The sequence below is a fragment of the Arthrobacter sp. USHLN218 genome (assembly GCF_037144715.1).
In the GTDB taxonomy this organism is placed as follows: Bacteria; Actinomycetota; Actinomycetes; order Actinomycetales; family Micrococcaceae; genus Crystallibacter.
In genome coordinates this window covers 1-400 of sequence record NZ_JBBCYT010000026.1, presented here as the reverse complement: position 1 = coordinate 400, position 400 = coordinate 1, and the positions used below count along the sequence as shown (strand labels likewise).

At 74.0% G+C, this 400-nt stretch carries 1 protein-coding gene; it reads right to left on the bottom strand.

The features are described from left to right. Positions 1-400, bottom strand: a 400-nt coding sequence (locus tag WFH44_RS21490) for a hypothetical protein (protein ID WP_336716657.1), incomplete at both ends; no start/stop codon positions are given.

The following is a 400-nucleotide window of genomic DNA, read 5'->3' as shown; positions in this document are numbered from 1 at the left end:
GGCCAGTTCCGGGACCAGGGATTTCTGCGACTGGTGCAGGTGCGCGGCCAGTTCCCGCACCGTGCCCCGGTCATAGCCCTCCGCACCCATCAGCGGGGACCCGGGCTCGGTCCGGCGGGACGCGAACTCGCCCAAACCCCGGACACGCAGCCCCTGCCAGGACGCGGTCACCTTCTCCACCGCGGCCAGGTACTCCAGCAGCACCCCGTCCGCCAACCCCGCCGGGTCCTGCCGGGCCAGCACGGCGGCCAGGTCCGCCGGTGCGATGTCCCGCCAGGCCTGGAACCACTCCACCGGCCCGTGCTCCACCAGCGCCGGCGGCTTCGGCTTGGCTGCTTCCCTGGCCTGCTCCCGCTTCGCCCGCTGCGCCGGCGACAACGCCCAATCCGGCACCCCATCC